Source organism: Ideonella sp. BN130291 (genome assembly GCF_036231905.1).
GTDB lineage: Bacteria > Pseudomonadota > Gammaproteobacteria > Burkholderiales > Burkholderiaceae_C > CAMLIZ01.
In genome coordinates this window covers 60,027-86,359 of sequence record NZ_JAZARE010000003.1, presented here as the reverse complement: position 1 = coordinate 86,359, position 26,333 = coordinate 60,027, and the positions used below count along the sequence as shown (strand labels likewise).

30 protein-coding genes are annotated in these 26,333 nt (G+C 70.1%); 15 read left to right on the top strand and 15 right to left on the bottom strand.

Annotated features, from left to right (window positions below):
- Positions 1-80 precede the first annotated feature (80 nt).
- Positions 81-344: a hypothetical protein gene (locus VPH43_RS06825; protein ID WP_328576928.1), complete on the top strand. Its 264-nt coding sequence runs from the start codon at positions 81-83 to the stop codon at positions 342-344.
- A gap of 16 nt (positions 345-360) precedes the next feature.
- Here the strand turns inward: VPH43_RS06825 and VPH43_RS06820 are convergent, their stop codons facing one another.
- Genes VPH43_RS06820 through VPH43_RS06810 form a run of 3 tightly spaced genes read right to left on the bottom strand, consistent with a single transcriptional unit; the run spans position 361 to position 1,509 of the window.
- Positions 361-699 (bottom strand): hypothetical protein, encoded by a 339-nt coding sequence (locus VPH43_RS06820; protein WP_328576927.1) that lies wholly within the window; start codon positions 697-699, stop codon positions 361-363.
- 22 nt (positions 700-721) lie between these two features.
- A complete protein-coding gene (locus VPH43_RS06815; RefSeq protein ID WP_328576926.1) occupies positions 722-937 on the bottom strand; it encodes an oxidoreductase-like domain-containing protein in 216 nt (71 codons plus the stop codon).
- A gap of 35 nt (positions 938-972) precedes the next feature.
- Positions 973-1,509 carry an SRPBCC family protein gene (locus VPH43_RS06810; protein WP_328576925.1) on the bottom strand — a complete coding sequence of 179 codons (537 nt, stop codon included), beginning with the start codon at positions 1,507-1,509 and terminating at the stop codon, positions 973-975.
- A 127-nt stretch (positions 1,510-1,636) separates the two neighbouring features.
- Here VPH43_RS06810 and VPH43_RS06805 point away from each other — a divergent pair, with 127 nt between their 5' ends.
- On the top strand, positions 1,637-2,749 hold the full coding sequence (locus VPH43_RS06805) for a serine hydrolase domain-containing protein (RefSeq protein WP_328576924.1): 1,113 nt from the start codon (positions 1,637-1,639) through the stop codon (positions 2,747-2,749).
- Positions 2,749-3,651, top strand: coding sequence for a ketopantoate reductase family protein (locus VPH43_RS06800; protein WP_328576923.1), 903 nt, complete (start codon positions 2,749-2,751; stop codon positions 3,649-3,651). The genes VPH43_RS06805 and VPH43_RS06800 overlap by 1 nt, the downstream gene beginning before the upstream one ends.
- Before the next feature lie 6 nt (positions 3,652-3,657).
- Here the strand turns inward: VPH43_RS06800 and VPH43_RS06795 are convergent, their stop codons facing one another.
- The 5 genes from VPH43_RS06795 to VPH43_RS06775 form a co-directional block, all read right to left on the bottom strand.
- Entirely contained in the window at positions 3,658-4,929 is a 1,272-nt protein-coding gene (locus VPH43_RS06795) for an RNA polymerase sigma factor (RefSeq protein ID WP_328576922.1), read from the bottom strand.
- A 19-nt stretch (positions 4,930-4,948) separates the two neighbouring features.
- Positions 4,949-5,356, bottom strand: a complete 408-nt coding sequence (locus VPH43_RS06790) for a VOC family protein (protein WP_328576921.1) — start codon at positions 5,354-5,356, stop codon at positions 4,949-4,951.
- 39 nt (positions 5,357-5,395) lie between these two features.
- A complete protein-coding gene (locus VPH43_RS06785) occupies positions 5,396-5,812 on the bottom strand; it encodes a YciI family protein (protein ID WP_328576920.1) in 417 nt (138 codons plus the stop codon).
- A 91-nt stretch (positions 5,813-5,903) separates the two neighbouring features.
- Positions 5,904-6,260, bottom strand: a complete 357-nt coding sequence (locus tag VPH43_RS06780) for a YciI family protein (RefSeq protein WP_328576919.1) — start codon at positions 6,258-6,260, stop codon at positions 5,904-5,906.
- Positions 6,261-6,350: 90 nt separating this feature from the next.
- Positions 6,351-6,812, bottom strand: a complete 462-nt coding sequence (locus VPH43_RS06775; protein WP_328576918.1) for a hypothetical protein — start codon at positions 6,810-6,812, stop codon at positions 6,351-6,353.
- Positions 6,813-6,940: 128 nt separating this feature from the next.
- Between VPH43_RS06775 and VPH43_RS06770 the strand changes: the two genes are divergently transcribed.
- Positions 6,941-8,383, top strand: a complete 1,443-nt coding sequence (locus VPH43_RS06770; RefSeq protein ID WP_328576917.1) for a D-alanyl-D-alanine carboxypeptidase/D-alanyl-D-alanine-endopeptidase — start codon at positions 6,941-6,943, stop codon at positions 8,381-8,383.
- An 85-nt stretch (positions 8,384-8,468) separates the two neighbouring features.
- Here the strand turns inward: VPH43_RS06770 and VPH43_RS06765 are convergent, their stop codons facing one another.
- Positions 8,469-8,819 (bottom strand): hypothetical protein, encoded by a 351-nt coding sequence (locus tag VPH43_RS06765; RefSeq protein WP_328576916.1) that lies wholly within the window; start codon positions 8,817-8,819, stop codon positions 8,469-8,471.
- 181 nt (positions 8,820-9,000) lie between these two features.
- Here VPH43_RS06765 and VPH43_RS06760 point away from each other — a divergent pair, with 181 nt between their 5' ends.
- Positions 9,001-9,222, top strand: a complete 222-nt coding sequence (locus VPH43_RS06760; protein ID WP_328576915.1) for a hypothetical protein — start codon at positions 9,001-9,003, stop codon at positions 9,220-9,222.
- Between the two features lie 162 nt (positions 9,223-9,384).
- Complete coding sequence (locus VPH43_RS06755; protein WP_328576914.1) at positions 9,385-10,344, top strand: hypothetical protein; 960 nt, start codon at positions 9,385-9,387, stop codon at positions 10,342-10,344.
- Between the two features lie 9 nt (positions 10,345-10,353).
- Here VPH43_RS06755 and VPH43_RS06750 read toward each other — a convergent pair whose 3' ends face one another.
- Both VPH43_RS06750 and VPH43_RS06745 read right to left on the bottom strand, forming a co-directional pair.
- Positions 10,354-10,674 (bottom strand): thioredoxin family protein, encoded by a 321-nt coding sequence (locus tag VPH43_RS06750; protein WP_328576913.1) that lies wholly within the window; start codon positions 10,672-10,674, stop codon positions 10,354-10,356.
- A gap of 90 nt (positions 10,675-10,764) precedes the next feature.
- Complete coding sequence (locus VPH43_RS06745) at positions 10,765-12,921, bottom strand: alpha-amylase family glycosyl hydrolase (protein WP_328576912.1); 2,157 nt, start codon at positions 12,919-12,921, stop codon at positions 10,765-10,767.
- Positions 12,922-13,061: 140 nt separating this feature from the next.
- Between VPH43_RS06745 and VPH43_RS06740 the strand changes: the two genes are divergently transcribed.
- Together VPH43_RS06740 and VPH43_RS06735 are read left to right on the top strand one after the other, a co-directional pair.
- A complete protein-coding gene (locus VPH43_RS06740; protein WP_328576911.1) occupies positions 13,062-13,910 on the top strand; it encodes an alpha/beta fold hydrolase in 849 nt (282 codons plus the stop codon).
- Positions 13,911-13,969: 59 nt separating this feature from the next.
- Entirely contained in the window at positions 13,970-14,401 is a 432-nt protein-coding gene (locus VPH43_RS06735; protein WP_328576910.1) for a GFA family protein, read from the top strand.
- Here VPH43_RS06735 and VPH43_RS06730 read toward each other — a convergent pair.
- Both VPH43_RS06730 and VPH43_RS06725 read right to left on the bottom strand, forming a co-directional pair.
- Positions 14,392-15,087 carry a 2OG-Fe(II) oxygenase gene (locus VPH43_RS06730; RefSeq protein WP_328576909.1) on the bottom strand — a complete coding sequence of 232 codons (696 nt, stop codon included), beginning with the start codon at positions 15,085-15,087 and terminating at the stop codon, positions 14,392-14,394. The two genes, VPH43_RS06735 and VPH43_RS06730, sit on opposite strands and share 10 nt — an antisense overlap.
- 70 nt (positions 15,088-15,157) lie before the next feature.
- Positions 15,158-15,424 carry a hypothetical protein gene (locus VPH43_RS06725; RefSeq protein WP_328576908.1) on the bottom strand — a complete coding sequence of 89 codons (267 nt, stop codon included), beginning with the start codon at positions 15,422-15,424 and terminating at the stop codon, positions 15,158-15,160.
- Between the two features lie 242 nt (positions 15,425-15,666).
- Here VPH43_RS06725 and VPH43_RS06720 point away from each other — a divergent pair, with 242 nt between their 5' ends.
- Positions 15,667-16,929 (top strand): HD-GYP domain-containing protein, encoded by a 1,263-nt coding sequence (locus tag VPH43_RS06720; protein ID WP_328576907.1) that lies wholly within the window; start codon positions 15,667-15,669, stop codon positions 16,927-16,929.
- Between the two features lie 10 nt (positions 16,930-16,939).
- Here VPH43_RS06720 and dmeF read toward each other — a convergent pair whose 3' ends face one another.
- Together dmeF and VPH43_RS06710 are read right to left on the bottom strand one after the other, a co-directional pair.
- Positions 16,940-17,932 (bottom strand): CDF family Co(II)/Ni(II) efflux transporter DmeF, encoded by a 993-nt coding sequence (gene dmeF / locus VPH43_RS06715; protein ID WP_328576906.1) that lies wholly within the window; start codon positions 17,930-17,932, stop codon positions 16,940-16,942.
- On the bottom strand, positions 17,919-19,073 hold the full coding sequence (locus VPH43_RS06710; RefSeq protein ID WP_328576905.1) for an AI-2E family transporter: 1,155 nt from the start codon (positions 19,071-19,073) through the stop codon (positions 17,919-17,921). Before VPH43_RS06710 ends, dmeF begins: the two co-directional genes overlap by 14 nt.
- Before the next feature lie 51 nt (positions 19,074-19,124).
- Between VPH43_RS06710 and VPH43_RS06705 the strand changes: the two genes are divergently transcribed.
- The 6 genes from VPH43_RS06705 to VPH43_RS06680 all read left to right on the top strand — a co-directional run bounded on the left by VPH43_RS06705 (position 19,125) and on the right by VPH43_RS06680 (position 26,326).
- The gene (locus VPH43_RS06705) at positions 19,125-20,117 is read left to right on the top strand and encodes a YihY/virulence factor BrkB family protein (protein WP_328576904.1); all 993 of its coding nucleotides are present in this window, start codon (positions 19,125-19,127) and stop codon (positions 20,115-20,117) included.
- Between the two features lie 72 nt (positions 20,118-20,189).
- Positions 20,190-21,095, top strand: coding sequence for a manganese catalase family protein (locus tag VPH43_RS06700; protein ID WP_328576903.1), 906 nt, complete (start codon positions 20,190-20,192; stop codon positions 21,093-21,095).
- Positions 21,092-22,015, top strand: coding sequence for a ZIP family metal transporter (locus VPH43_RS06695; RefSeq protein ID WP_328576902.1), 924 nt, complete (start codon positions 21,092-21,094; stop codon positions 22,013-22,015). The genes VPH43_RS06700 and VPH43_RS06695 overlap by 4 nt, the downstream gene beginning before the upstream one ends.
- Before the next feature lie 50 nt (positions 22,016-22,065).
- On the top strand, positions 22,066-23,631 hold the full coding sequence (locus tag VPH43_RS06690) for an ATP-binding protein (RefSeq protein WP_328576901.1): 1,566 nt from the start codon (positions 22,066-22,068) through the stop codon (positions 23,629-23,631).
- The gene (locus tag VPH43_RS06685) at positions 23,628-24,323 is read left to right on the top strand and encodes a response regulator (RefSeq protein WP_328576900.1); all 696 of its coding nucleotides are present in this window, start codon (positions 23,628-23,630) and stop codon (positions 24,321-24,323) included. Before VPH43_RS06690 ends, VPH43_RS06685 begins: the two co-directional genes overlap by 4 nt.
- Before the next feature lie 77 nt (positions 24,324-24,400).
- Positions 24,401-26,326 (top strand): potassium transporter Kup, encoded by a 1,926-nt coding sequence (locus VPH43_RS06680; protein WP_328576899.1) that lies wholly within the window; start codon positions 24,401-24,403, stop codon positions 26,324-26,326.
- The last annotated feature ends 7 nt before the right edge of the window (positions 26,327-26,333 follow it).

Below are 26,333 nucleotides of genomic sequence, written 5' to 3'. Positions count from 1 at the left end.
GTGCGCATCGCGATCTCCTTGGCAGCGCGGTCTGCGCGGCAAGCCGGGTGCCACGCGGCGCGGGATGGTAAGGTGCCTGCATGACCCCCGACGTGCTGAAGAGCCTGGCCAAGCTGATGCAACAGACCGCCGTGAAGCAGGCGATGCAGGAATGCGCTCTGCGACGCCTGCTGGCGCTGGTGCCAGCGCCGGAGGCGGCCACACTCGCGGACCAGCTGCGCGCCGATGCGGCCCAGGTGATGGAAGCCTTTTCCGCCGGCATCGACCAGCCCGCGGTGGACGCCACCATCACGATGGAGCTGGCCTTGATGCTGGAGGCGCTGGGCCAGCCGCCGCAACGCTGAAAGCCCGAGCCGCCGTTCAGGCCTGCCAGACCGCGTAGCCGGCCTCGCGCAGGCCGATGGCCAGCTCCACCTCCATCTCGCGTGCGGCCTCGTACGGCATCGGGTTGTACACGGCGTACAGCTCCGGCATCAGGCGCACGCCATAGGCCAGCACGAAGCGGTTGGCCTGGATGCCGGCCTTGTGGCGGTCGAAGCGCAGGTCCGGGTCCAGGCCGGTCATGCCCACGTAGACCAGCGGCTTTTCATGCCGGTACTCCGGGTTGGCCTTGCGGAAGCTCGGCTCGTTCCACACCCGGTCATCGAGGGCTACCACGTACACATGGTGCCGGTGGCGCGCGGCGCGGCGGGTGGGCATGGCGTGCGCCGGGCAGCGCGGTTCAACCGGCGGAGGCCGCGTTGCCCGGCGCCGGCGCGTCGGCCTGGGCCGCAGCACGGCGCGCGCACCAGGCGCGCATCTGGGCAAAGTACTGCTGCCGTTCCTGCTCGTAGAAATCGAACACGCAAGGGTCGCAACCGTTGCCGCAACAGGCGTCGTCGTCGGGCCGCACGGGCTCCTTGGGTGGCGGGTCGTCGTCGATGGAAGGCTCGGGCATGGCAGGGCGATTCAAACAGCTTGCCATCGTAGCGCTCAGCGGGCTTCGGCCACGCGCTTGAGCTCGGCCAGGCCGGCCTCGAAGTCGCGCCCGATCATGCTGTCCATGTCGAAGAACATGCCCATCAGCTTGGAGATGTAGGGCGCGGGGCCGTGCATCGACCAGGTGACATGCGTCGCGCCGGCGTGCGGCTGCAGGGTGAAGACCACGGTGTTGCGGCCTTCCAGCGGCTCGATCATGTGCAGCTCCATCGTCACACGCGACGGTGCGGCCACGTCGGTGATCTCGAGCCGGCCCTTGCCAACCTCGCGGTTGCCTTCCCAGGCCTGCGCTGCCCCGCGGCCGGCGACCGGGCCGCTGTAGTGCTTCTTCATGGCCGGATCCTTTTTCTCATACGGCGACCAGGTGCTGAAGGCGCGCAGGTCGTTGATGAGCCCGAACACCGTGTCCGGCGGGGCCTGGATGCTGGCGCTGCGCTGCACTTCGAAGGTGTCCGGCCTGGCGGCTGCCACGATGAGCAGGAAGGCGAGGGCGGCGGCGAGGGCGAGGGCAAGGGCAAGGGTCTTGAGCATGGTGCACTCCTGTGGTTGGTGGCTGCGAGGCGAGGGTTCTGGCGTCCTCATCGCAACGACGAAGCTGGAGATGCCAAATCGACAGCCGACATGCTTGAATGGGGCAGGACGCAATAGCGGAGGATTGATGGCAACGAGGCGACACATCGTGCTTGGAACCGCGGCCGCAGCCGCGGGGGCGGTCGCGCTGCGCGGGGCGTTGGCAGGCCCGTCCGCTCCTGCGTCGGCAAGACTGGAGGACGCACAGAGCACCGAGTGGGGCGTCGAGCCGCCCCAGGCCCACGGTCTGGACGCCGTTGCGCTGGAACAGCTGCTGTCGGACGCGGCCGCAGTGCGCGGCATGCGCAGCCTGTTGGTCGCGCGCGATGGTGTGCTCGTGGGCGAGCGTTACTACGACAGGACGGGCGCCAACGAGCTGCAGCCCATCCATTCCTGCACCAAGAGCCTGTGCTCGCTCCTCGTGGGCCAGGCCTTGGAGCGCGGAACATTGCCCGGCCTGGACGCCACCGTGGGCGAGCTGCTGTCGCAGCCGGGCGCCGACCAGCCGTCCGCTGCCGCGCGGGCCAGCCTGCGCCAGCTGCTGACCGGCCGCAGCGCGGTGGCCTACGACTGGAGCCGGCAGATGCGCGAGCTGGAGCAGGCGAGCGACCCGGTGCGCTATGCCCTGGCCTTGCCGGCGGACGCCCAAGGTGCGGGCCGGTGGACCTACAACGACGCTGCGATTTCCCTGCTCTCGCCGATCCTCGCGCGCGTTGAAGGCAGCGACCTTGCGGACCTGGCCCGCCGGGACCTGTTCGCGCCGCTGGGGATTACGCACTTCGGCTGGCGCCGGGATCGCGCGGACTTGCCCCTCGCCTATGGCGGCGTCTCGTTGCGACCGCGCGACCTGCTGAAGCTGGCGTGGATGACGCTCGACGGCGGGCGCTGGCGTGGCCGCCAGGTGGTGCCGGCGCCCTGGGTGGCGCAGAGCACGGCATCGCACGGACCGGCCGGCTGGCGCGTGGAGCCGGTGACCGACATTGGCTACGGGTACCTCTGGTTCACCGGTCGGCTGCATGGCGAAGCGGTGGCCTGGGCCTGGGGCCACGGGGCGCAGTACGCATTGATGGTGCCCCGCCTGCGTTTGGCGGTCGTCACCATGGCGTCGGCGCCGCCGGCCTCCGAATTGATGGCGCACAACAACGCCGTCATGGCACTGGTGGCGCGGGCAGTGCAGCTGGCAGCGCAGGGGGATCGGTGATGAATGTTGCGGTGATGGGCGCAGGCGCGGTGGGCTGCTACTACGGCGGCATGCTGGCGCGAGCGGGGCATGAGGTCTGCGTGGTGGGCCGGCAGGCGCATGTGGAGGCGATCCGGCAGCACGGCCTGCGGCTGGACACGCAGACCTTTGACGAGCACGTGACCATGCAGGCGAGCACGGATGCCCGCGGCGTGAGCGGCGCTGAGCTGGTGCTGTTCTGCGTGAAGTCCACCGACACCGAAACCGCCGGCCTCGAAATCCAACCCCACCTCGCGCCGGACGCCCTGGTGCTCAGCCTGCAGAACGGCGTGGACAACGCCGAGCGCCTGCAGGCGGTGCTGGGGCGGCCGGTGCTGCCGGCGGTGGTGTATGTGGCCACCGAGATGGCGGGGCCGGGCCATGTGAAGCACCATGGGCGCGGCGAGCTGGTGATCGGGCCGTCGGCGCGCAGCGACGAGCTGGTGGCCACCTTTGGCGCGGCCGGCGTACCACTGCAGGTATCCGGCAATGTGGCGGGTGCGCTGTGGGCCAAGCTCATCCTGAACTGCGCCTACAACGCGCTGTCGGCGATCACGCAGCTGCCCTATGGCCGGCTGGTGCAGGGCGTGGGCGTGGAGGCTGTGATGCGCGACGTGGTGGCCGAGTGCCTGGCGGTGGCTCGCGCGTCGGGCGTGGACGTACCGGGCGACGTGTGGGCGGCGGTGGAGCGCATCGCCCACACCATGCCGACGCAGCTGTCATCCACCGCGCAGGACCTGGCGCGTGGTCGGCCCAGCGAGATCGACCACCTCAACGGACTGGTGCTGCGCAAGGGCCAGGCGCTGGGTGTTCCCACGCCGGCCAACCGGGTCTTGCACACGCTGGTGAAGCTGATGGAGCCGGGCGCCCGCGAGGCGGGTTGACGGGCCTTAGTGGCCCAGTGCGCGGGCGCGCTCCAGCAGCAGCTCGCGCTCGCGCGCATTGCGTGCCAGCCCGGCCGCACGCTCGAATTCGGCGCGCGCTTCGGCATGGCGGCCCAGCTTGGCCAGCAGGTCGGCGCGCACGCTGGGCAGCCAGTGGTAATGCTTGAGGGTGGGCTCGGCGCACAGCGCATCCACGATCTCCAGCCCGCTGGCCGGGCCGAAGGCCATGGCCACCGCGACCGCGCGGTTGAGCTCCACCACCGGCGAGGGTGCCACCTGCGCCAGCGCGTCGTACAGCGCGGCGATGCGTTCCCAGTCGGTGGCTTCCGGCGTGCGCGCCCGCGCATGGCAGGCCGCGATCGCACCCTGCAGCGCATACGGCCCCATCGCGCCGCCCAGCGCCTCGGCACGCTCCAGCGCGGCCAGGCCCCGGCGGATGAGCAGCTGGTCCCAGCGCGCCCGGTTCTGGTCCAGCAGCAGCACCGGGCGGCCCTGTGCGTCCACCCGGGTACCGGCGCGCGAGGCCTGCAGCTCCATCAGGGCGACCAGGCCATGCACCTCCGGCTCCTGGGGCGCCAGCTCGGCCAGGATGCGGCCCAGGCGCTGGGCCTCGCCGCACAGGGCAGGGCGCATCCAGTCCTCGCCCGCGGTGGCGGTGTAGCCCTCGTTGAAGATCAGGTAGATCACTTCCAGCACCGAGGCCAGGCGAGGCGCGATCGCCTCGCCGCGCGGCAGCTCGTAGGGCACGCGGGCGGCGGCCAGCGTCTTCTTGGCGCGCACGATGCGCTGCGCGATGGTGGGCTCGGGCACCAGGAAGGCGCGAGAGATCTCGGCGGTGGTGAGCCCGCCCAGCAGGCGCAGCGTGAGCGCCACGCGGGCCTCGGTGGACAGCACCGGATGGCAGGCGGTGAAGATCAGCCGCAGCAGGTCGTCGCCGATCTCATCGTTGCGCGCGGCGTCCAGCGCGTCCACGAAGTCGGGCACCACCAGCGCCTCCTGCGCCTCCAGCTCATGGCCGATCTGCTCATGCTTCTCGGCCTGCAGCTTGTGCCGCCGCAGCTGGTCCAGCGCCCGGTGCTTGGCGGTGGTCATCAGCCAGGCCCCCGGGTTGTCCGGCACGCCGGTGCGCGGCCAGTGCTCCAGCGCGGCCACCAGCGCATCCTGCGCCAGCTCCTCGGCCAGGCCGATGTCGCGCGTGAGCCGCGCCACGCCGGCGATGATCTTGGCCGACTCGATGCGCCAGACGGCGTCGATCGCGGCATGGGTGGCTCCGCTCATGGGCAAAGGCTTTGGATCGTCAGCCCTTGCCGCCATCGGTGCTCGACATATGGACGAGCTCCCACACGTGGCCATCCAGGTCCTCGAATCCATGGCCGTACATGAAGCCGTGGTCCTGCGGCTGGTTGGGTACCGTGCCGCCAGCCGCGCGCGCCTTGCTCACCAGCTGGTCCACCTTCTCGCGGCTGTCGCAGGACAGGCACACGATGACTTCGGTGCCCTTGGTGGCGTCGGCCACCGGCTTCTTGGTGAAGGTCTGGAAGAAGGGCTCGGTCAACAGCATCGCGTAGATGGTGTCGCTGATCACCATGCAGGCGCCCTGGTCGTTGGTGAACTGCGGATTGAACTCGAAACCGAGCTGCCTGAAGAACTCCATGCTGCGCGGCAGGTTCTTGACCGGCAGGTTGACGAAGATCTGTTGGGCCATGGTGGGTGTCCTTTTTCAGTCGGGGAGCCGGCGCTGCCTTCAGAGCACGCCGATGGTCTTGAAGCGCTCGGTGGCCTCGCCGGGCGGAAAGTCGTCCAGCTCGTACAACTGTCGCACCTCGATCTGCCCGTCTTCCAGCTCGCCCATGGGGGCCGGGAAGCGGCGCGTCCACTCCAGCGCTTCCTCGCGGCTCTTCACCTGGATCAGCGTGTAGCCGGCCACCAGCTCCTTGGTTTCGGCGAAGGGGCCGTCCACCAGCGTGCGCTGGCCCTTGGAGTAGTGGATGCGCCAGCCCTTCGCGCTGGGCTGCAGGCCGGCGCCGTCCAGCAGCACGCCGGCCTTGGCCAGCGCTTCGTGGTAGTCGGCCATGGCGGCCATCAGCTTGTCGTCGGCGGGCGCGGGCGAGGTTTCGGCTTCGCTCGCGGCCGTGGCCTTCACGATGATCATGAATCGCATGAGGTCTCCTTGGTGCTCAGGCCGCCTGGTCCAGGCGCTCAATCCCACGACGAACCAGGATCGCCTGATTCGACATGCGGGCGCACGAAACCTATGCGTCTTCGTAGCAGGGGCCCAGCGATCGCACTTCCACCGTGCACCATTCGGCCGCCGGGCATTCGGCGGCGAGCGCCAGCGCCTGCTCCCGGGTGGGCACGTCCACCAGGAAAAAGCCGCCAACCAGCTCCTTGGCCTCGGAGAACGGGCCGTCCACAAAACGGCGTTCGCCCTGGCGCACCTGCACGCGGGTGGCTTCGGCCATCTTGAGCGATTCCATCGCCAGCAGCTGGCCACGCGACTTCAGTTCGGCGCCGAAGCGCAGCATGCGGTCGTAGACCTCATGGCCTTCGGCCCCGTTGCGGGTGCGCCGCTGCCCGGTGGGCTCCATGATGAGCAGCATGTAGGGCATCGGAAGGTCCTCCTTGGCGTGGGGTGGCCGCCGATCTTAGCGGCCGGCCTGCGCCCACGCGACCTCAGCCGATGCGGCGCTGCCGCGCCTTCAGCGTTTCACTTCCACGTGGGCCGCGCCCGCCTCGCGCACGATCTCCACCGCGCGCTCGCGCTGGGTGTTGTTGCAGGCCACCACGGTGACCGTGGCGGCGGGGCCTTCGCGCTGGCTCTGCGACGGCAGCTCCAGGCGCGCGGTGGGCATGTCGTCGGCCAGCGCATGGTCCTGCGCCTGGCGCGCCGCGGCCTCGTCCTCGAACTCGGCCACCACCTCCGCATTGCGGGCATGGCGTGCACTGGCCGGCTCCAGCTTCCAGTCCTTGTCGTCCATGCCGGTACTCACCGGTTGTGCGGCATGCCGGCCGACGCTGGTGGCCACCGGATCGCTGGCCGGGAAGGTGTCCTCCACCGCGCCGTCCAGCAGCTCCTGGTAAGTGGGCAGCTTGTCCTCGGGCTTCTCGGCCTTGGCCTCCAGCCGGTCGCTGGCTTGCTCGGGTGTGCGGGGCTGGGTCATGGGGAATCCTCTTGATGCGATGGCCATGTGGCCAAGTCGGCAAGCGTGGTACCCGCACCCCCCGGTTCGCGGGACGGCACGCGGATTGATGGCAAGGCTGGGTTGCCGCTACTTGCCGGACCTTTTTGATGTCACTTCTGCTGCGCGTGCTCAGCCTCGGCGCCACCCTGGCCCTGGCCGTTCCAGCCTGCGCCGGCGGAGGCTTGCCGCCGCAGGTGAGTGCGGCGCTCAAGGCCTCCGGCCTGCCGCTCAAGAGCTTCGGGCTGTACGTGCGGCCGGTGGATTCGGAGCTGCCGGCCGCGCTCGCGGAGCTGAATGCCGAGCAGCCGTTCCAGCTCGCATCCACCGCCAAGGTGGTGACCTCGCTGGCCGCCTTGCGCCTGCTGGGCAGCGACCACCAGTGGCGCTCGCACGCCTTTGCCACCGGGCCGATGGTGCGCGGGCGCCTGGCCGGCGACCTGGTGATTGGCGGCGCGGAGGCCGGCCTCACACCGGCCGACCTGCGGCGATGGTTCGCGCAGATGCGCAGCGAGGGCTTGAGCGAGGTGTCCGGCCGCATCGTGCTGGACCATGTGGCGCTGCTGCAGGACCCACCCAGCCTGTCGCTCGCCAGCGCGGCCGATGGCGGTGGCGCGGAGCCAACGCCGCGCGGCGGCGGCCGGCTGGTGGTGCAGGTGGCCCCAGCGGCCGGCCCGCGCGCCAGCATCGCGTTGCGGCCGGCCGTGGGCGTGCAGGTGATCAACGACGTGGCCATGGGCGGTGGCTGCAGCGTCTACGCGCGCTGGAAGACCACGCTGGGCGCGGGCACCGCCACACCCGCGGTGTGGGTGAGTGGGCGCTGGGACAAGACCTGCGGCAGCCGCGACGCGGCCACGCTCAACTTGCCGCAAGGCTTGCCTGTCGGCGTGGCCGCGGCCCTCCCGCCCGCGCCCGTGAGCCCGGCGGCGACGGTGGCGCAGCTGTGGCGCGAGGCGGGGCTGCGGGTTCGCGGTGGCGTGGTGGAAGCGCGCAAGCCCACGCCCGCCGCTGCGGCCGGCTGGTCGAGCCAGCTCTTCACCTCCATGGCCGACCGCCTGCGTGACATCAACAAGCCCAGCCTCAATGTGGGTGCGCAGCGCCTGCTGCTGGCGTTGGCCGGCAGCGGCACCGGCGACCCGCTGCCACGGGCGCGCAGCCGCCTGCAGGGCTGGCTGCGGGACGAGGGGCTGAAGGACGACGATGTGACGATCGAGCTCGGCTCGGGCCAGTCGCACAACGAACGCGGCAAGCCGCGCGCGATGGTGCAGCTGCTGCACAACGCCTGGCGCAACGGCGGCACGCAGAGCCTGGTGGACTCCTTGCCGGTGGCGGGCGTGGACGGCACCCTGGTGAACCGCCTGCGCCGGGGGACGGCCAGTGGCCGCGCCTACCTCAAGACCGGCACCCTGAGCGACACGCGCGCGCTGGCGGGTTACGTGGTCGGCAAAAGCGGCCGCGTCTACGCAGTGGCCGCGATGGTGAACCACCCGCAGGCCGCGCGCGGCACGCCGGCACTCGATGCGGTCATCGAGTGGGTGGCGCGCAACGGTTAGGCGCGGTACAGCGATCCAGGCGGAGCCCGGAAGACCGGCAACGCCCCAGCCCGCGCGGCTCGCGCGGGCGTGGCACCGTGGGGGCTCAGGCTGCGGCGCGCGAGCGGCGGCTGGTGCCCTCTGTGGCGTTCACCACGTTGTCGGCGGCGTCCCCGGCGGCTGCCTGGGCCTGGTTCCACAGCGACATCCCGCTTTGGGTGAGCTCGCTGAAGAAGCGGCTGTAGTTCTCGGTCAGGCCCCGCACCAGGCGCGACAACGGCTCCGCGGTCGACGCCAGGTTGGCGGTGCCGCCGCTGTTCGGGTTGAACAGCCGCTGCGCGACAGCGAGAGGCTGTTGCACCACATCCGGCGACAGCCAGAACTCGGAGAGCGACGCGAAGTTCGATTGGGCAAGCCGCACGAAAGGCTGGAAGTCGGGCTGGGGAAGGCTGGGCATGAGTGCTCCTGTGGTGAGGGGATGCTGCAGCGCAGCAATCCGCGCGCCCGGCTCCGATGGCCGGTTGGCCATCCGGGCCGGCGCCAAGTTAGGGGGCCGGTGGCTGCTTCCCCCTAGGCAAGGGATGTGGGCCCAGCAAGCGGCACCCATACTGGGCCCATCCGACGCGGGAGTGAGAAGCATGGCACTCAATGAACACAGCAGTTTTGGCCGGGCGGCCGGCAGCCTTTTCAGCGGCATGCTGGCGGGCACCAGCGCGCCCTCATCCCGGGTGTACCGGTGCACCGGTTGCGGTGAAGAGCTGACCTTCGACGCCTTGGCGGTCAGCTGCCGCTGCACCGAGGAATGCTATGGCCCCGTCACCGCGGTGCAGGCGGCGGCCGATCCAGCGCTGCATCACTGACCTGCCCGCGCCGGGCATGGCGGCTGCCGTCGGCAGTGCACCGTGCAAGCCACCTCCTTCCTGCCCGGCGCCCGCGGCCCGCAGCTGCCCAGCGCTGAGGGCCTTCCCGCCGCGGCGACTGAGGCCACAGGCCTCCACCTCCACACCACGTCCGATGGCGGCTTGGCGCTTCGCGCCGACCGGTTCATCGCACGCGGCCTGAGCCTGCGCCTGGGCGCCGTGCACGCCACGGTGGCCGAACTGCAGCTCCAAGGCGTGGACCTGCTCCTCGCAGTGCCTGGTGCGCCAGGCGCAGGGCCGCTGCGCGGCGGCCACATCGACCAGGTATTGCTGCAAGGCGTGGACATCACGCCGGGCGGCGCGGCTGCCTTGCCTGCCGTGCCGGTGTCGCCCGCAGCCTGGCGCCTGGAGCCGCTGGCCGGGCTGGAAGGCACCCTGCGGGCCTTGGTCACCGACGCGGCCTGGATCGTGGACGCGGACATCACGCTGCCGCTGCAGGCCGGTGTGCTGGACTTCGACCGCGTGGTGGTCGAGCACGTGGGCCCGAACAGCGTGATGGGCATCAGCCGCGGCGGGCTGTATGTGGACGCGCCCAACCTCGGCCGGCGCTACCTGCTGCTGTTCACCGGCGCCGACGTGCCGGGGGCCCGCTTCGAGCATCGCAGTGCCGGGTTCGGCGCACGTGTCAGCGAACGCGGCGCGATCGACCTCGCCGGGCTGGTGCAGGGGCTGCTCAGCCGGGCGGACACCGCACCGATCGGCAAGCCGGCCAACGAGGAGGTGCAAGCCTCGCTGGACCGCACCCGCCTCAGCGGCGAGCTGCACCTGGGTGACGGCTGGCTGGGTACGGCGCGCCAGCATGCGGCACTGGTGGGCCAGGCGCATGGCAAGAACCGCGTGAGCCTGCTGGCCGAAGTGTTGGGCCACAAGCTGGTCGCGAGCATTCCGGAGCTCACCGCCAGCGAGGCCGCGTTCGACCTGGGCGGCCTGCCAGCCCGCTGCGGCAGCGTGCTCGCGCAGGTGCATGCGGAGCTGACCGGCTTGCGCGGACAACCGCAGATGCGCCTGACGCTGCCGCAGATGACGCTGCGCGATGTGACGCTCGGCGAGCCGGTCGCCTGAGCCGGCCCATCAAGCCGCGATGCGCTCCAGCGCCGTCGCAATCGCGCGCGGGTCGGTGGGCCGCACCAGGCGTGCCACTTCCTGCCCGTCGCGCAGGAACACCAGCGTCGGCCAGAGCTTCACGCCGAAGGAGCGGCCCAACGGCCGGCCCTTGCCGTCCTCGATCTTCAGGCGCCGCACGCCGGGGTGGGCCGCAAAGGCCTGGTCGATCGCGGGCTGGGCCGCCTGGCAGATGCCGCACCAGTTGGTGCCGAACTCGATGACGGCCGGTCCTGGCAGGGCGTCCACCTCTTCGCGGGCCGGCGCCTCGGAAACATAGGGTTGGTTCATGGCGCTCCAGATGCAGCAAGCCCCGGGCCTGTGAAGCCCGGGGCCGAGGGCGGGATCCAGGCCCGCACTCTAGCGCTGCGCGTCAAACCATCACGGCTGCCAGTTCACCGTGACGGTGGCGGTGCCGCTGGCCGGCGCGGTGAACACATGGTTGCTGCCCCCTTCCCAGGTGGTGCCGCCGGCGCTCTTCTTGATGAACTTGAAGTTGATCACGCTGCCGGCCGGCACGTTCACGTCGGTGTACCAGCTGGGATAGCTGTACACCACCTGGTTGAACAGCGGGCCCAGCGGCGTGGCGGCGCTCCAGTTGGTGAGCTCGAACTTGTCGCCTGTGAGGTACACGCTCTCGCCCGGCACGGTGGTCGCGTTGTTGACCACGAAGCGCACCGTCACCTGCGGCCCGGTGAGCACCTGGAAGCCGTTGTAGCTGCCGCTGGCCACCGAGGCCGCCGTCTTCACGCTCACGCCGTAGCTGCCCGGCGTGATGCTGGGCACCTGCACCTTGATCTGGGTGTCCTCCCACTGCGTGATCGCGGTGCCGGTGACCGGGTTGGCGCCGAAGTACACCGTGCCCTTGGTGGCGCCGAAGCCGCGGCCGTCGATGGTGATGGTGTTGCCGCTCTTGCCGAGCATCGGGCCCACGTGCGCCACGGTGGGCGTGGTGATCGCGGTGGTGTATTGCCACACCGCCACGCCGCCCGCGGCCAGGGTGAAGTTGCTCACGCTGCCGCCTGAACCCACGGTGATGCTGTTGCCGCCCAGCAGGCCGGTGAGCTTGTCGGTGTAGCTGCCGGCGGGCAGCGAGGTGACGAGGCCGCCGATGCTGGCCGTGTTCACCAGGTCGCGGTTGATGGCCACCACCGCCACGTTGGAGCCGAACTTGCGCTCGTAGATGTAGACGTTGCTGTTGATCCAGCGCTGCGTGGTGCTGCCGTAGGCGATGGCCGGGTTGCTCTTGCGCAGCGGCGCCAGCGCCTTGATCACCTTGTAGGCGGTGGTCGTGGTGCTGAAGGCGCTGATCTTGGCGCGGTTGTCCGGATCGCCGGTGCCGGTCATGTACTGCTCGGTGCCGTAGTAGATGGCCGGCACGCCGCGCGAGGTGAGGGTGAAGGCCAGCGCCTGCTCCAGCTTGCGGCCGCTGGCGCCCGCCACCTGGAAGCGCGGCATGTCGTGGTTGTCGATGAAGGTGACCTGGTCGTTCACCTGCGCGTACTGGCTCGCGGTGTCGGAGATCATCTGGTTCAGGCCCACCATGTCGGCCGAGCCCTCCTTGAACACCTGGCGCACCTTCTGCGCGAACTGGAAGTCCAGCAGGCTCATGCCACTGGCGTTGGCGAAGTAGTGGTTCGCCGGGTCCACCTCGTTGGCGCTCAGGAACCATTCGCCGAACGAGAACACCGGCTTGTAGCCGTGCACATAGGACATCAGGCTCTTCTGCCAGCCGAAGGGCATGTGCTTGACCGCGTCGAAGCGGATGCCGTCGATGCCGAGGTCCAGCCAGGCCTTGATCGCGTTCTTGAAGTAGGCGTCGACGGTGGCCTTGTTGTGGTTCAAGTCGGCCAGGTCGAAGAGGTTGCGGTAGATGCCGTCTTCCAGGTTGGAGAAGCTGGTGCCGCCGTTGTGGTGGAAGTAGCCGTTGGGGTCGGAGCCGTAGCTGGCCAGCAGCGTGCCGTTGTCGTATAGCCGACCGTTCTCCGCGAACGTGGTGTCGGTGGCGGAGGCCGGCGACGAATGGTTGGGCGCGAAGTCGATGATGACCTTGATGTTCTTCAGGTGCGCCGCGGCGATCAGGTTGCTGAAGTCGGTGAAGTTGCCGAAGGCCGGGTTGGTCTTCTTGAAGTCGCGCGCCCAGTAGCCGTGGTAGGCGGTGCTGTTCACGCCCGAGTAGTTGATCACCGCGGTGATGTTCTCCACCGGCTGGCTGATCCAGATGGCGGTCACGCCCATGCCGGTGAGGTAGCCGTCCTCGATCTTGTTCTGGATGCCTTTCCAGTCACCGCCGCAGTAGAGCTTGCGCTGGGAGCAATCCGAGCTGAAGGCGGAGCCGCCGGGGTTGTTGGCGGCGTTGCCGTCGGAGAACCGGTCCGTGACGATCTGGTAGATCACGTCGGTGTTGAAACCCTGCTTGTTGGACACGTCGGTGTCCGGGGCCGCAAGGGCAGGCGCCGCCAATCCAGCGGCCATCAGCAATGCACTGCTCCAGCGTGCGAGCGGCCAGCACCAAGGCTTCCTGGCGAGAGGAATCATGTTGTCTCCTGTGATATTGAGGGTGCCGGCGATGTAGTTGTACTACTTGTTCAGCTATGAGCGCAATGGTGGTTGTCCGTCAGGGTTGTGTACTTTCGCTACGGCACGTGTTGGGCGGGGGCTGCGACAGAATCGGCCGCATGCACATCACCATTGCGCCGGGAGTCCGTTTGTTCGTCGACGTCGAGGGGCCCGGGCTGGTGCCTGACGGCCCGGTGATGCGCGAAAAACCCACGCTCGTGCTGCTGCACGGCGGCCCGGGCTACGACCATTCCGGCTTCAAGCCGGCCTTCTCCCGCTTGGGCGATCTGGCGCAGATCGTCTACTACGACCACCGCGGCCATGGCCGCAGCGACCGCCGGCCACCCGAGGAGTGGACGCTGGATACCTTTGCCGACGACGTGGTGCGCCTGTGCGACGCGCTGGGCATCGTCAAACCCATCGTGCTGGGCCAGTCCTTCGGCGGCTTCGTGGCCCAGCGCTACATCGCCCGCCACCCGGCCCATCCCGCCAAGGTGATCCTGTCGAGCACTTCGCCGCACATGGGGCTGGCGCGCAAGCTGGCGATGTTCGAGCGCCTGGGTGGCGCGCAGGCCCGGGCGGTGGCAGAAGCCTTCTGGACCGCGCCCAACGCAACCACCTGGGCCGAGTACAACCGGGTGTGCAAGCAGCACTACAACACGCAGCCACCGGCCGATGAACATGCGGCGGCGCGCATCGTGTTCAACGAGCCCATCCTGTTTGCGTCGGCCGGTGGCGAGCAGCAGACGATGAACCTGCTGCCTGGGCTGGCCCACGCGCAGTGCCCGGTGCTGGTGATGGCCGGCGAAGACGATCCTGTGTGCCCGATCGAGGACGCGCGCGACATCGCCGCCGCGTTGCCGGCGCAGTGGACGGAGCTCGCGAGCTTCGCGAACGCCGGCCATGGCGCCTGGCGCGACCAGCCTGACGCTGCCTTCGCGGTGTTGCGGCGTTTCATCGCCTGCTGACATTCCGTTGTCAGCAGGCTTTGCTTAGAGTGGCGTCTTCACGATCACAGGGGACGCGAATGAAGAAGACGTACCACGGCAGCTGCCACTGCGGCACGGTCCGCTACGAAGCCGACATCGACTTGGCCGAGGGCACCGGCCGCTGCAACTGCAGCTTCTGCACCAAGACCCGCTGGTGGGGCGTCACGATCAAGCCGGACGCCTTCCGGCTGCTGGCAGGCGAGGGCGAACTGGGGGACTACCAGTTCAACACCGCACAGGCGCACCACCATTTCTGCCGCCACTGCGGCGTGCGGGCCTTCGGCAAGGGCGACATCCCGGAGGTGGGCGGCGCGTATGTCTCGATCAACCTGGCCTGCCTGGACGACGTGGCGCCGGACGAGCTGGCGAGCGCGCCGGTGCGCTACATGGACGGCCGCCACAACAACTGGTGGAACCCGCCTGCGGAAGCCCGGCACCTCGAGGCGCCGCGGCCCCAACCTCAACCGTAGAGCTGCTCCGCGCGCTTGAACAGGATCCACGAGGTCGCGATCAGCTTGTCGCCCGAGCGCGGCACGTGGCCCTTGTGGGTGTGGGTGAAACCGGCCGGCGCAATCACCAGCCGGCCGGCCTGGGGCGCGATGCTGCGCTGCTGGTAGAAGAACTCGGTTTCGCCGCCCTCGGCCACGTCGTTCAGGTAGAACTGGAACAGCAGCACCCGGTGCAGGCTTTCGCAGGTGGCGTCCTGCGGGTACAGCTCGGAATGCCAGTGGTGATAACCGCCGCTGCCGGCCAGGTACTTCTGCAGGTTGATGCGCCCGCAGCGGTACATCGCCTGGATCAGCTCGGTGAGGTGCGGCTCGCCACAGCGCTCGAAGTTGTCGGGCGACAGCACCACCGGCTGCCCGGTCTGCGGATCGGGCAGGCTGGGGGAGAGCGCGCCCATCAGCAGGAAGCGGTACTTGCGCATGTAGTCGTGCAGGTACTTCAGCGCCGTGTGGGCCAGCAGCTGGTTCACGTCGGCCCATTCGCCCTGGTCGCCCAGCGTGATGTCGTAGCTGTCCTTCTTGCTGAGGTCCACGCCCTGGCCGGTGCGGCCGCGGGTGAGCTTGTCGCTGGCGTTCACGCGCGCCACGATGGCCGCGCAATTGGCCGCCGACAGGGCGCCGTCATAGATTTCGATGAAGTCGTCGTTCATGGGCTCTCCGGCCCGAGGGTGTACCGCGGCCCGGGCGCCCGAAGTATCGGGTCTGACCTGGAGAGGGCCTTCAGGCGTGCGAGGGCTGCGGCGCCAGCGCCATGCGCGGCGCCTCGAAGACAAGCCCGGTGCCGCGATGGCGGATGACGGTGAAGAGATCCACTTCGCCGTTTTCCAGCTGGAAGGTGGTGTCCGGGTCCACCTGGATGAACACGAGGTTGCCACGCTGCCCCTGGCCCAGGCCCACGCCGATGAAGATGCGTTCGTCCGGGTCGCTGGCGACCACCACTTTCACGTCGCCATAGGCGATGGTCCGTTCGATGGCGATGGGATGCACGTGTGTCGCTCCGGGTGTCTTGCGCGTCTGTATTTGCAACTTCCAGACCACGTGTTCCTGCGCCCGTTTCACGGGTGAAGAGTGAACTGCGTCACAGCCGGCGTGTGCCGCCCGCAGGCCGGCCGGCAAAGCTTGCGGCAGCAGCTACCGGTAACACCAAAAACACTTGGTGACATGGAAGCGCTATCGCCGCCGCGCGCGGCGCCGAAAAAACAGGCACACACGATTCACGGGAGACAGCCATGGGCTCGCCAGCCGCCAACGTCGGTTTTTCAGTTGCCAACCCGCATGCGCTGGCCACCATCCTGCAGGCCAGCGAGACGCGCTCCATCATCGCGGCGCGCGACATCTTCGACATCTCCGGCACCAAGCTGTGGGCGCGCGACCAGCCGGTGTCGCAGGCGCTGCAGCGCAAGCTGATCGACCGCCAGCTGCGCCATCCGCTGGAGACCTGCCTGTACGCGGAGGACGGCGTGACCGGCCGCGCGCTGGTCAACGCGGTGGAGCAACTGCTGGCGCGCGACACGCCCCTGTCGGCGCTGCTGCGCCGGCACGACGACAAGATCGTGCACTCGGCGATGCACATCCCGCTGCATCCGGTGGCGCAGCTGCTGCTCACCGCCGGCCAGGCTTCGCGCCCGGAATCCTTCGAACATGCGGTGCAGGCGATGGCGCTCAACGGCGCGCTGATGATCGCCCGCGGCGGCGACACCCGCGAGCTGCGGCAGGCCATGCTGTGCGGCCTGCTGCACGACCTGGGCGAGATGTACATCGACCCGCTGCATGGTGAGCTCGATGCCGACCGTGTGCTGGATGTGCAGAGCTACCGGCACCTGGTGGTGCATCCGCACGTAGGCCGGCTGCTGATCGAGCAGCTCACCAACTACCCGGCCGAAGTGGCGCGCGCGGTGGCCGAGCACCACGAGCGGCTGGACGGCTCCGGTTATCCGCATTGCCTGCAGCGCGACCAGGTGTCGCCGCTGGGGCGGCTGCTGGCGGTGACCGACAGCGTGTTGAGCGTGCTGCGCGGCGAGCAGCCTCACCTCACGCGCGCCAGCGTGGCCTTGCGCGCCGTGCCCGGCGAGTTCGACCTGAAGTGGGTGGGCCTGGTGTCCTACACCGCCCGCACCCAGCCGCCGCTGCAGGCCGAGCAAAGCCTGGCCGACATCCAGCAGCGGCTGACCCGGCTGGACCTGCACCTGCAGGCCGTGCAGAACAAGGCCGGCTCGCTGATGTTGGCCGCAGAGACACCCGCCCTGAAGGACGCGTTCGGCCTGGCGCAGCACCTGCTAACGCGCCTGCGCACCGGCTTCAATGCGAGCGGGTTGTGGAGCCGCGAAGCCGTGGCCGCGCAGGACGCCGCCGAGGTGGAAGCGGTGGAGGCCGAGCTCCTGTTCCGCCTGCATGCCATCCAGCGCGCCGCGCGCCTGCGTGCTGGCGACGAGCTGCCGGCGGGCGACGACGAGCGCCTGAACCTGCTGTGCGAGGGGCTGGTGGAGATCTGAGCGCGCTGGCTCATGCCACGCGGTGGATCTCCACCGTGGTGTGCGCGATCTCCTCATGCACCGCCAGGCGGCGGCGCACTTCGTCCGGCGTGAGCTGCGGGTCGCGCGTGAGCAGCGTGAGCGCGCAGGCATAGGCGCGCTGGCCCACGCGCCAGACATGCAGGTCGGTGATGCGCGTGGCCTGCGGGTCCGCGCTGTCCTGCAGCGCTTCGCGGATCTCGTCGACCACCGGATGGTCCATCTCGCGGTCGAGCAGCACTGCGCCGGTCTGGCGCAGCAGGCCCCAGGCCCATACCGCCACCAGCAGCGCACCCGCCAGGCCGATGGCCGGGTCCAGCCACGCCCAGCCCAGCCACCAGCCGCCGGCCAGCGCGGCGATCGCCAGCACCGAGGTGGCGGCGTCGGCCAGCACATGCAGGTAGGCCGACTTCAGGTTGAGGTCGTGATGGTGGTGTGAATGCGCGTCGTGGTGCGCATGGTCGTGGCCAAGTGAATGTGCGTGCTCGTGCGGGTGCGCATGGGCATGACCGCCGCTCTGGCCACCTGCACGATGCAGGATGAACGCGCACGCCAGGTTCACCACCAGGCCGATGCCGGCCACCCCCATCGCCTCGGCATAGCCGATCGGCTGCGGCGACAACAGCCGCTCGACCGAGCCCACCACCATCAGCGCCACCACGCCCAGCAGGAACAGCGCGCTGGCAAAACCGCCCAGCACCTCGATCTTCCAGGTGCCGAAGGCGAATCGCTCGTCCGTGGCCAGGCGGCGCGCGGCGGCATAGGCGAACGCACTCACGCCGATGGCCACCGCGTGCGAGCTCATGTGCCAGCCATCGGCCAGCAGCGCCATGGAGTTGAAGCGCAGGCCCGCGGCGATCTCCACCACCATGGTGGCCAGGGTGATCCACATCACCACCCGGGTGCCACGTTCGGCCGCCGGGTTGGCGCTGTGGAACTGATGGTCGTGCGACAGGGCGTGGGAGTGGGGGTCAGCGGCGTGCATGTTTGGGCGGGCGCGAACGGCCGATTCTGGCCTGCACCAGCGAGCGCAGGCTGGTGGGCGGCGTGAGCGTGTCGTTCAGGTAGCCGTACAGCAGCCGCCACTTGCGCACCCGCCGGCAGGCCGAGCGGATGGCCAGCAGCATGGGCACCGCGATGAAGGCACCGGCAATGCCCCAGATCCAGCCCCAGATCATCACCGAGAGGAACACCGCCATCGGGTTCAACCTCAGGCGCCGGCCCACCACCAGCGGCGTGACCACGTTGCTCTCGATCGCGTGCAGGCCGAGGAAGGCGCCGGCCGGTGCCAGCATGGCCCACGACACGCCGTAGGTGAGGATGCCGGCCAGCCCCAGCATGCCCACCATCAGCAGCGGGCCGATGTAGGGCACGAAGTTGAGCACCGCCACCATGGTGCCCCACAGCAGCGGATTGGCCAGGCCCAGGCGCGCCAGCACCACGCCGGTGAGCAGGCCCAGGCAGATGTTGATGAGGCCGGCGGTGGCCAGGTACTGGCCCACCTCACGCTGCGCCTGGCGCACGCCGGCCAGCACCACGGCACGCGTTCGCCGGCGCGGTATGGCCTGCACCGTGCGCGACAGCAGGTGGTATTCCGACGCCAGCAGGAAGTACAGCAGGATCACCGTCACGCCGCCAAAAAGCGCAAAGCGCCAGAAGTGCGTGAGCACCGCGCGTGTCATCGTGAAGCCTTCGCTGGCCAGGCGCTCCTTCACCGGGTCGGCGGGTGGGGCCACGCTGCGGGCGGGCCGGCGTGGCGGCTCCAGGCCGGGGATGCTGGCACGCAGCTTGTCGATCGCTTCGGTGATCTGCTGCAGGTTCTGCGGCGCGCGATCCCACCAGTCGGCTGCCGGCCCGGCCAGCGCGCTGGCCGCCACGCCCAGCGCAGCCAGCAGGGTGACGACCACAATGGCCGCGCCCAGTGCGGGCGGCAGGCCGATGCGGGTGAGGGCGCGCACCGGCCCGAAGAGCAAGAAGGTGAGCAGCACCGCGATCGTGAGCGGCAGCAGCACCGGCTTGGCGGCCTGCAGCAGGAACAACGCGGCGATCGCCAGCAGCGCCTTGCCCACCCAGGCGGGCACACCAAAAGGGGCGGTCGGCGTGACGGGCGGGCGGGGCTGGTCCATGACAAGGGCTTGGTTTTCGCGGTTGGGCACGCGCCGTGCCTGCGCTTGTGCATGACACGTGTGGAGGTGGTGAAGCAAAAGGCCCGGGCGCGCTTCGAGCAGCTGCCTGCGCCGGTGCGCCGATGGTTGCAGGTGGCCACCGAAGGGCTGCGCCTGTGGATCAGCCAGGACGGCACCGAGCTGGGGGCCTCCATCGCCTTCTATTCGCTTTTTGCGCTGGCACCGTTGCTGGTGGTGGGCATCGCGATCGCGGGGGCGGTGTTCGGCGCCGATGCGGCGCGCGGCGAGATCGTGGACCAGATCGCCGGCCTGGTGGGGCGCGATGCGGCCCGCAGCATCGAGAGCATGATCGCCTCGGCCTGGCGCAGCGACCGCAGCGGCTTTGCGGCCGTGCTGGGTGTGCTCACCCTGCTGGTGGGGGCGAGCGGCGTGTTCGCCGAGCTGCGCAAGGCGCTCAACCGCATCGGGCGCGTGCCGGTGCGCGCGTCGGCCATCGGCACCTTCGTGCGCGCCCGCCTGATCGCCTTTGCGCTGGTGCTGGGTTTCGGCTTCCTGATCGTCGCGTCGCTGCTGGCAAGCGCCGCGCTGTCTGCGGTGAGCGGCTGGTTGTCGCGTGTGATGCCGGTGCTGGCCGGCGTGCTGGCCTTCTCGGACTTTGCGCTCTCGGTGTGCGTGCTGGCCGCGGCGTTCTGGGCCTTCCTGCGCTGGCTGCCCGACCGGGGGCCCAGCCGGCGTGCGGCCCTGGTGGGCGCCATCGTGAGCTCGCTGCTGTTTGCGCTGGGCAAGCACTTCATCGGGCTTTACCTCGGCCGCGTGAGCACCATCGACAGCTTCGGCGCCGCCGGCTCGCTGGTGGTGGTGATGCTGTGGGTGTACTACTCCTCGCAGATCCTGCTGTTCGGCGCAGCCCTGGCCTGGGCGCTGGACGGCGTGCGGGCAGAGCATCCGCAACCCGCGCCGCCGGAACAGGCCGTGGCGCCGCCTGCAACGGCCACACCCGCCGCCGGGCGCGACGCCGCGCCCACGCCGCTGTCTCCGGGGTGAGCTGCGGCGGCCACGGGAATGCCCCTTGCCCAGTTGGACGAACCCCCACTGCGATTCCAAGGAGCCGTACCCATGTTTGCCCACAACAAGCGCCTGCAATACACCGTCCGGGTGTCCGACACCAACCCCGGCCTCGCCAACCTGCTGCTCGAACAATTCGGCGGCCCGCAGGGCGAGCTGGCTGCGGCCTGCCGTTACTTCACCCAGGCGCTGGCCGAGGAAGACCCGGGCCGCAAGGACATGCTGATGGACATCGCCACCGAGGAGCTGTCGCACCTGGAGGTGATCGGCACGCTGGTGGCCATGCTCAACCGCAGCGCCAAGGGCCGCCTGGCCGAAGGCGTGGACACCGAAGCCGAGATGTACCGCCAGATCAGCGGCGGCGGCAACGATTCGCACGTCACCCAGGTGCTCTACGGCGGCGGCCCGGCGCTCATCAACTCGGCCGGCCAGCTGTGGAACGCGGGCTACATCGACAGCATCGGCGACCCGTCGGCCGACCTGCGCTCGAACATCGCGGCCGAAGCGCGCGCCAAGATCATCTACGAGCGCCTGATCAACTGCACCGACGACCCCGGCGTGAAGGAGGCCCTGGGCTTCCTGATGACGCGCGAGATCGCGCACCAGCAGTCCTTCGAGAAGGCGCTGTATTCCATGCAGCCCAACTTCCCGCCGGGCAAGCTGCCGGGCATGCCGGAGTTCACCAACGTGTACTTCAACATGTCGCAAGGCGATGGCGACATGCGCGGCCCGTGGAACAGCGACGAGAACTTCGAATACCGCGAGGCCCAGCCCGCGGTGGACGGCGGCGATGGCCTGGCCTCGGTGCGCATGAAGGCCGATGACCAGCAGGTGCTGCAACAGGCGGCCACGCGCCTGCGCTCCGACCCCGATTGCGATCCGCTCACCGGCGCCGAGCTGGGCGCGGGCGAGGCGCTGGACGCCAGCACCATGGGCCAGAAAGACCTGCTGGGATGAACTTCCCTCGCGCCCGCGCGCTGAGGGACGGCCTGCGAGACGGGCCCTTTCCCTGGGCCCACTGCCGGCGCGCCTGCGGCCTGGCCGTGGTGGTGGCCGGCCTCGCGCTGCTGGGCGTGGACCTGTACAGCCTGCTGGCGCGGCAGGACCCACGGGTGCAGATGGCGCTGGTGGGCGGCTGCGTCGCGGCCGGCGCCACCGCGCTGGGCACCTTGCCGGTGCTGCTGTCGCAGCAGTTCTCCGAGCGTTTCCGCGACACGCTGCTGGGCTTTGGCGCCGGTGTGATGCTGGCGGCCAGTTCGTTCTCTCTGGTGGTGCCGGCGCTGCGGGCGGCGCAGGCCCAGGGGGCCGGCAACTGGGGCGCGGGCCTCATCGTCAGCGGCGGCATCCTGCTGGGCGCACTGCTGCTGCTGGCCATCGACCGCTGGGTGCCGCATGAGCACTTCATCAAGGGCCTGGAAGGGCCGCAGGCGAGGGCGCTGAAGCGCACCTGGCTCTTCGTGCTGGCGATCTCGCTGCACAACGTGCCCGAAGGCCTGGCGATCGGCGTGGCCTATGGCGGCACCGACCCGGTGGGCGCGGGCGCCCTCACCACCGGCATCTCGATCCAGGACGTGCCGGAAGGCCTGGTGGTGGCGCTGGCCCTGCGCGCGGTGGGCTACGGCCGGCTGGTGTCCGCCGGGCTGGGCGTGCTGTCCGGGCTGGTGGAGCCGGTGGGGGCGGTGTTCGGTGCCGCAGTCATCACCTTGTCGGCGGTGCTGCTGCCCTGGGGCCTGGCCTTCGCCGCCGGCGCGATGCTGTTCGTCATCAGCCACGAGATCATCCCGGAGTCGCACCGTGCCGGCCACGAAGCTTCGGCCACCACCGGGCTGATCGTGGGCTTTGTGCTGATGATGCTGCTGGACACGGCGCTGGGCTGACCCCCCGGCCGCTTATGCCTTCCTGACGCCCGCGCTGCTAAGGTGGCGGCATGAATGCCAGTCTGCCTGTGGCGCCCAGCTCTCCAGCCGACCGGATCTGGCCCTCGCTGCTGGCGTGGGCGCTCGGCTGGGTGGCCATGCTGCTGCTGGACGGGCGGGTGGACCTGGCCAACCTGGCGATGCTGCTGGTGCTGTGTTCGGCGCTCGCTTCGCTGTGGTCACCGACCGGCGTGTCCATGGCCTTGAGCGCAGCTTCGGTGGTGGCCTTCAACTGGTTCTTCGTGCCGCCTCGGGGCACCTTGTCGGTGGCCGCGCCGCAGAACGCCTTGCTGTTGGGCGCGATGCTGGGCGTCAGCTCGGTGCTGGCGGTGCTGATCTCGCGCGAGCGGGTGCTCGCCCGCCGGGCCAGGGAGCATGCGGACGAGGCCCAGCAGCTGCGCTACTTGAGCGACCTGCTGCGCGACGGCGGCGAGCCGCTGTCCCAGACCGGCGTGCTGCGCGAAGTGCTGGCGAGCCGGATCGGCGGCCCCGTGCTGCTGATGGCCTTGAAGGGCCCCTTGCCAATGGCCAACGATTCGCAGGCCGTGTCCCTGCTGGGCGAGCCGGACGAGGACCAGCTGGGCGGCTTGTGGCTGTGCATGCGCGAGTCCACGCCCTTCGGGCCCGGCACCGGCCGGCACGAGGGCTTGCGCGAGTGGTACCTGCCCTTGCGCGGCCGGCAGGCCAGCTTCGGCGCGGCCGTGGTCCGGCCACCGGCCGGCGAGCTGTCGAATGCCAGCCTCCGGGCCCACGCCCAGGCCTTGTGCGACCAGATGGGCCTGGCGCTGCAGCGTGCACGCACCGAGCAGGCCGCCCGTGCGGCGCGCGAGCAGGCCCAGGCCGAGGGTGTGCGCAATGCGATGCTGGCGGCCATCTCGCATGACTACCGCACGCCGCTGGCCACCATCCTGGCGGCGGCGTCATCGCTGCAGGAGCAGGGCGCGCGGCTGACCCCGGAGCACCGTCAGCGTTTGCTGGCCAGCGTGCTGGAGGAGACCGCGCGCCTGCGCCATCTCACCGAAAACACGCTGCAGTTGGCCCGGCTGGAAAGCCCTGGCGCCACCTTGCAGCGCGACTGGGAATCTGCCGAAGAGATCGTGGGTGCCGTGCTGCGCCGTGCACGCCAGCACGACCCGCAGCACCGCGTGCGTGCCCGTGTGGAGCCGGGGCTGCCGCTGCTGCATTGCGACGCGCTGCTGCTGGCCCAGATGCTGGAGAACCTGGTGGACAACGCGCTGAAGTACAGCCCGCAGGACGCGCCGGTGGAGATCCTGGCGCGCTGCCAGCAACAGCACATGGTGCTGGCGGTGCGTGACCGCGGGCCCGGTGTGGCGCCCGGCTGGCGCGAACGGGTGTTCGACGTCTTCCAGCGCGCGCCCACGCCACCAGGCGACGATGCCGCGCCGCGCCAGGGCGCCGGGGTGGGGCTGGCGGTGTGCCGGGCCATCGCGCGGGCGCACGGCGGCGAGCTGCGCCTGCGCGCGCGCAGCCACGGCGGCAGCAGCTTCGAATGCTGGCTGGCGCTGGAGCCCGGCCCGCCGGCCGCGGTGGAAGCGCAGGAGCGCAGCGCATCGTGAGCCTGACGGTGCTGCTGGTGGAAGACGACAGGGAGCTGCGCGCCACCCTGCGCGACGCCCTGGAAGTGGAGGGCCACCGTGTACTCACCGCGGCCAGCGTGTCGGAAAGTGTGGCGATGGCGGACCACACCGCCGGGCTGGAGCTGGTGATCCTGGACCTGGGCCTGCCCGACGGCGACGGCGAGCAGCTGCTCAGCCACCTGCGCCGGCGCCAGAGCCTGCCGGTGCTCGTGATCTCGGCCCGGCACAGCGACGGCCAGAAGATCCGCCTGCTGGATGCGGGGGCGGACGACTACCTGGTCAAGCCCTTCAGCATCGGCGAGCTGCTGGCCCGCATGCGGGTGGCGGTGCGGCACCGCGGCACCCACCTGGCGCCGGCCGTCACCCGCTACGAGCGCGACGGGCTGCTGGTGGACCTGGCGGCCCACCGGGTCAGCCTGCACGGCCAGGCGGTGCATCTCACGCCCACCGAGTTCAAGCTGCTGGCGCGGCTGGTGCGCAGCGCCGGCAGGGTGGTCACCCACCGGCAGCTGCTGTGCGACGTGTGGGGCGCCGAGTACACCGGGCACACCCACTACCTGCGCCTGTACATGGGCCAGCTGCGCGCCAAGCTCGAGGCCGACCCCGCGGAGCCGCAGCGCCTGCTGACCGAGCCCGGCGTGGGCTATCGCCTGGCCGAGGGCAGCGCCTGAGCCGGCTGCACGGCGCACTTATGCGTTCCTGACGGGCGCCGCGGCACGCTGCAGGCTTCTTCACTTGCCCGCAGTCCATGCCCACCGCAACAACAACACACCACGCCGTGCCAGGCCACGGGGCCCCTGCGGCCACCACGGCGCGCCACGGCACGGCCGCCCTGGCGCTGGCCGCCATCGGCGTGGTCTATGGCGACATCGGTACCAGCCCGCTCTACACCGTGAAGGAGGTGTTCGCGCCGGCCACCGGCGTGGCGCTCAACCCGGCCAACCTGGTGGGCGCGGTGTCGGTGATCCTCTGGGCCCTGATGCTGGTGGTGACGCTGAAGTACGTGGTGCTCATCCTGCGGGCCGACAACCGCGGCGAAGGGGGCATCCTCGCGCTCACCGCCCTGGCCAGCCATTCGGTGCGCGAACGCAGGGGCCTGCGCACGATGCTGCTGGTGCTGGGCATGTTCGGCGCCACCCTGTTCTATGGGGACGGCCTGATCACGCCTGCCATCTCGGTGCTCGGTGCGATGGAGGGGCTGGAGGTCCTGACACCCGCGCTCAAGCCCTACGTGGTGCCCGCCTCGCTGGCGGTGCTGCTCGCGCTCTTTCTCGTGCAGCGCCTGGGCACCCATGCGGTGGGCCGCGTATTCGGCCCGGTGATCACGCTGTGGTTCGTGACGCTCGCGGCCGTGGGGCTGGTGCACATCGTGCGTGAGCCGGCCATCCTGGCGGCCTTGAACCCGATGCACGCGTGGCACTTCCTCGCCGAACGCGGGTGGCACCTGCTGGCGGCGGTGGGCGCCATCGTGCTGGCCCTCACCGGGGCGGAGGCGCTGTATGCGGACATGGGCCACTTCGGCCGCGCGCCGATCCGCCTGGCCTGGACCGGCCTGGTGTTTCCCTCGCTCGCCTTGAACTACATGGGGCAGGGCGCCTTGCTGATGAGCGACCCGGGTGCGATCGAGAACCCGTTCTACCGGCTCTTCCCGCAGAGCTGGTTGCTGCCGGCGCTGGTGCTGGCCACGCTGGCGGCCATCATCGCCTCGCAGGCGGTCATCTCGGGCGCCTACTCGATGACGCGCCAGGCCGTCCAGCTCGGCTTCCTGCCGCGCATGGTGGTGCGCAACACCTCCGCCAGCGAAGCCGGGCAGATCTACGTGCCGGTGGTGAACTGGGCGCTGCTGGCGGGCGTGGTGGGCGCGGTGCTGCTGTTCGGCAGCTCCTCCGGCCTGGCCGGCGCCTACGGCATCGCCGTCACCGTGACCATGCTGATCACCACGGTGCTCACCTACTTCGTGGTGCGCCATGGCTGGGGCCTGCCGGCGCCGGTGGCCTTGGGCGCGACCGGCTTCTTCCTCGCGGTGGATGCCCTGCTGGTGGCCGGCTGCTCCGTGAAGCTGCTGGACGGTGGCTGGTTCCCGCTGGTGCTGGGGGTGCTGCTCTTCGTGCTGATGAGCACCTGGCGGCGCGGCCGCGAGCTGCTGATGAAGAGCCTGGGCCGCGACGGCCTGGATCTGGCGCCCTTTGTGGCCGGTTTGAACACCCAGGGCATGCACCGCATCGCGCGCACGGCGGTGTACCCGGTGGCCTCGCCGGACTCGGTGCCGCAGGCCTTGCTGCACAACCTGAAGCACAACCAGGTGCTGCATGCGACCAACGTGGTGCTCAACGTCTCGTTTGCCGACGTGCCCTGGGTGCCTGCCGACAAGCGCCTGGAGATCACCCCGCTGGGCCAGGGCTTCTGGCGCGTGATGCTGCGCTTCGGCTTCCTCGACGTGCCCGATGTGCCGGCGGCGCTGGCGCTGTGCGCGGCGCAGGGGCTGCACATCCCTGCCTTCGAGACCAGCTACTTCCTGAGCCGGGAGACCGTGGTCGCGATGCCCGGCACCGGCATGGCGCATTGGCGCGAGAAGCTCTTTGCGGCGATGAACCGCAACGCCAGCAGCGTGGCCGAGTTCCTGCGGCTGCCCGACAACCTGGTGGTCGAACTCGGTACGCGGGTGCAGATCTGATTCGCTT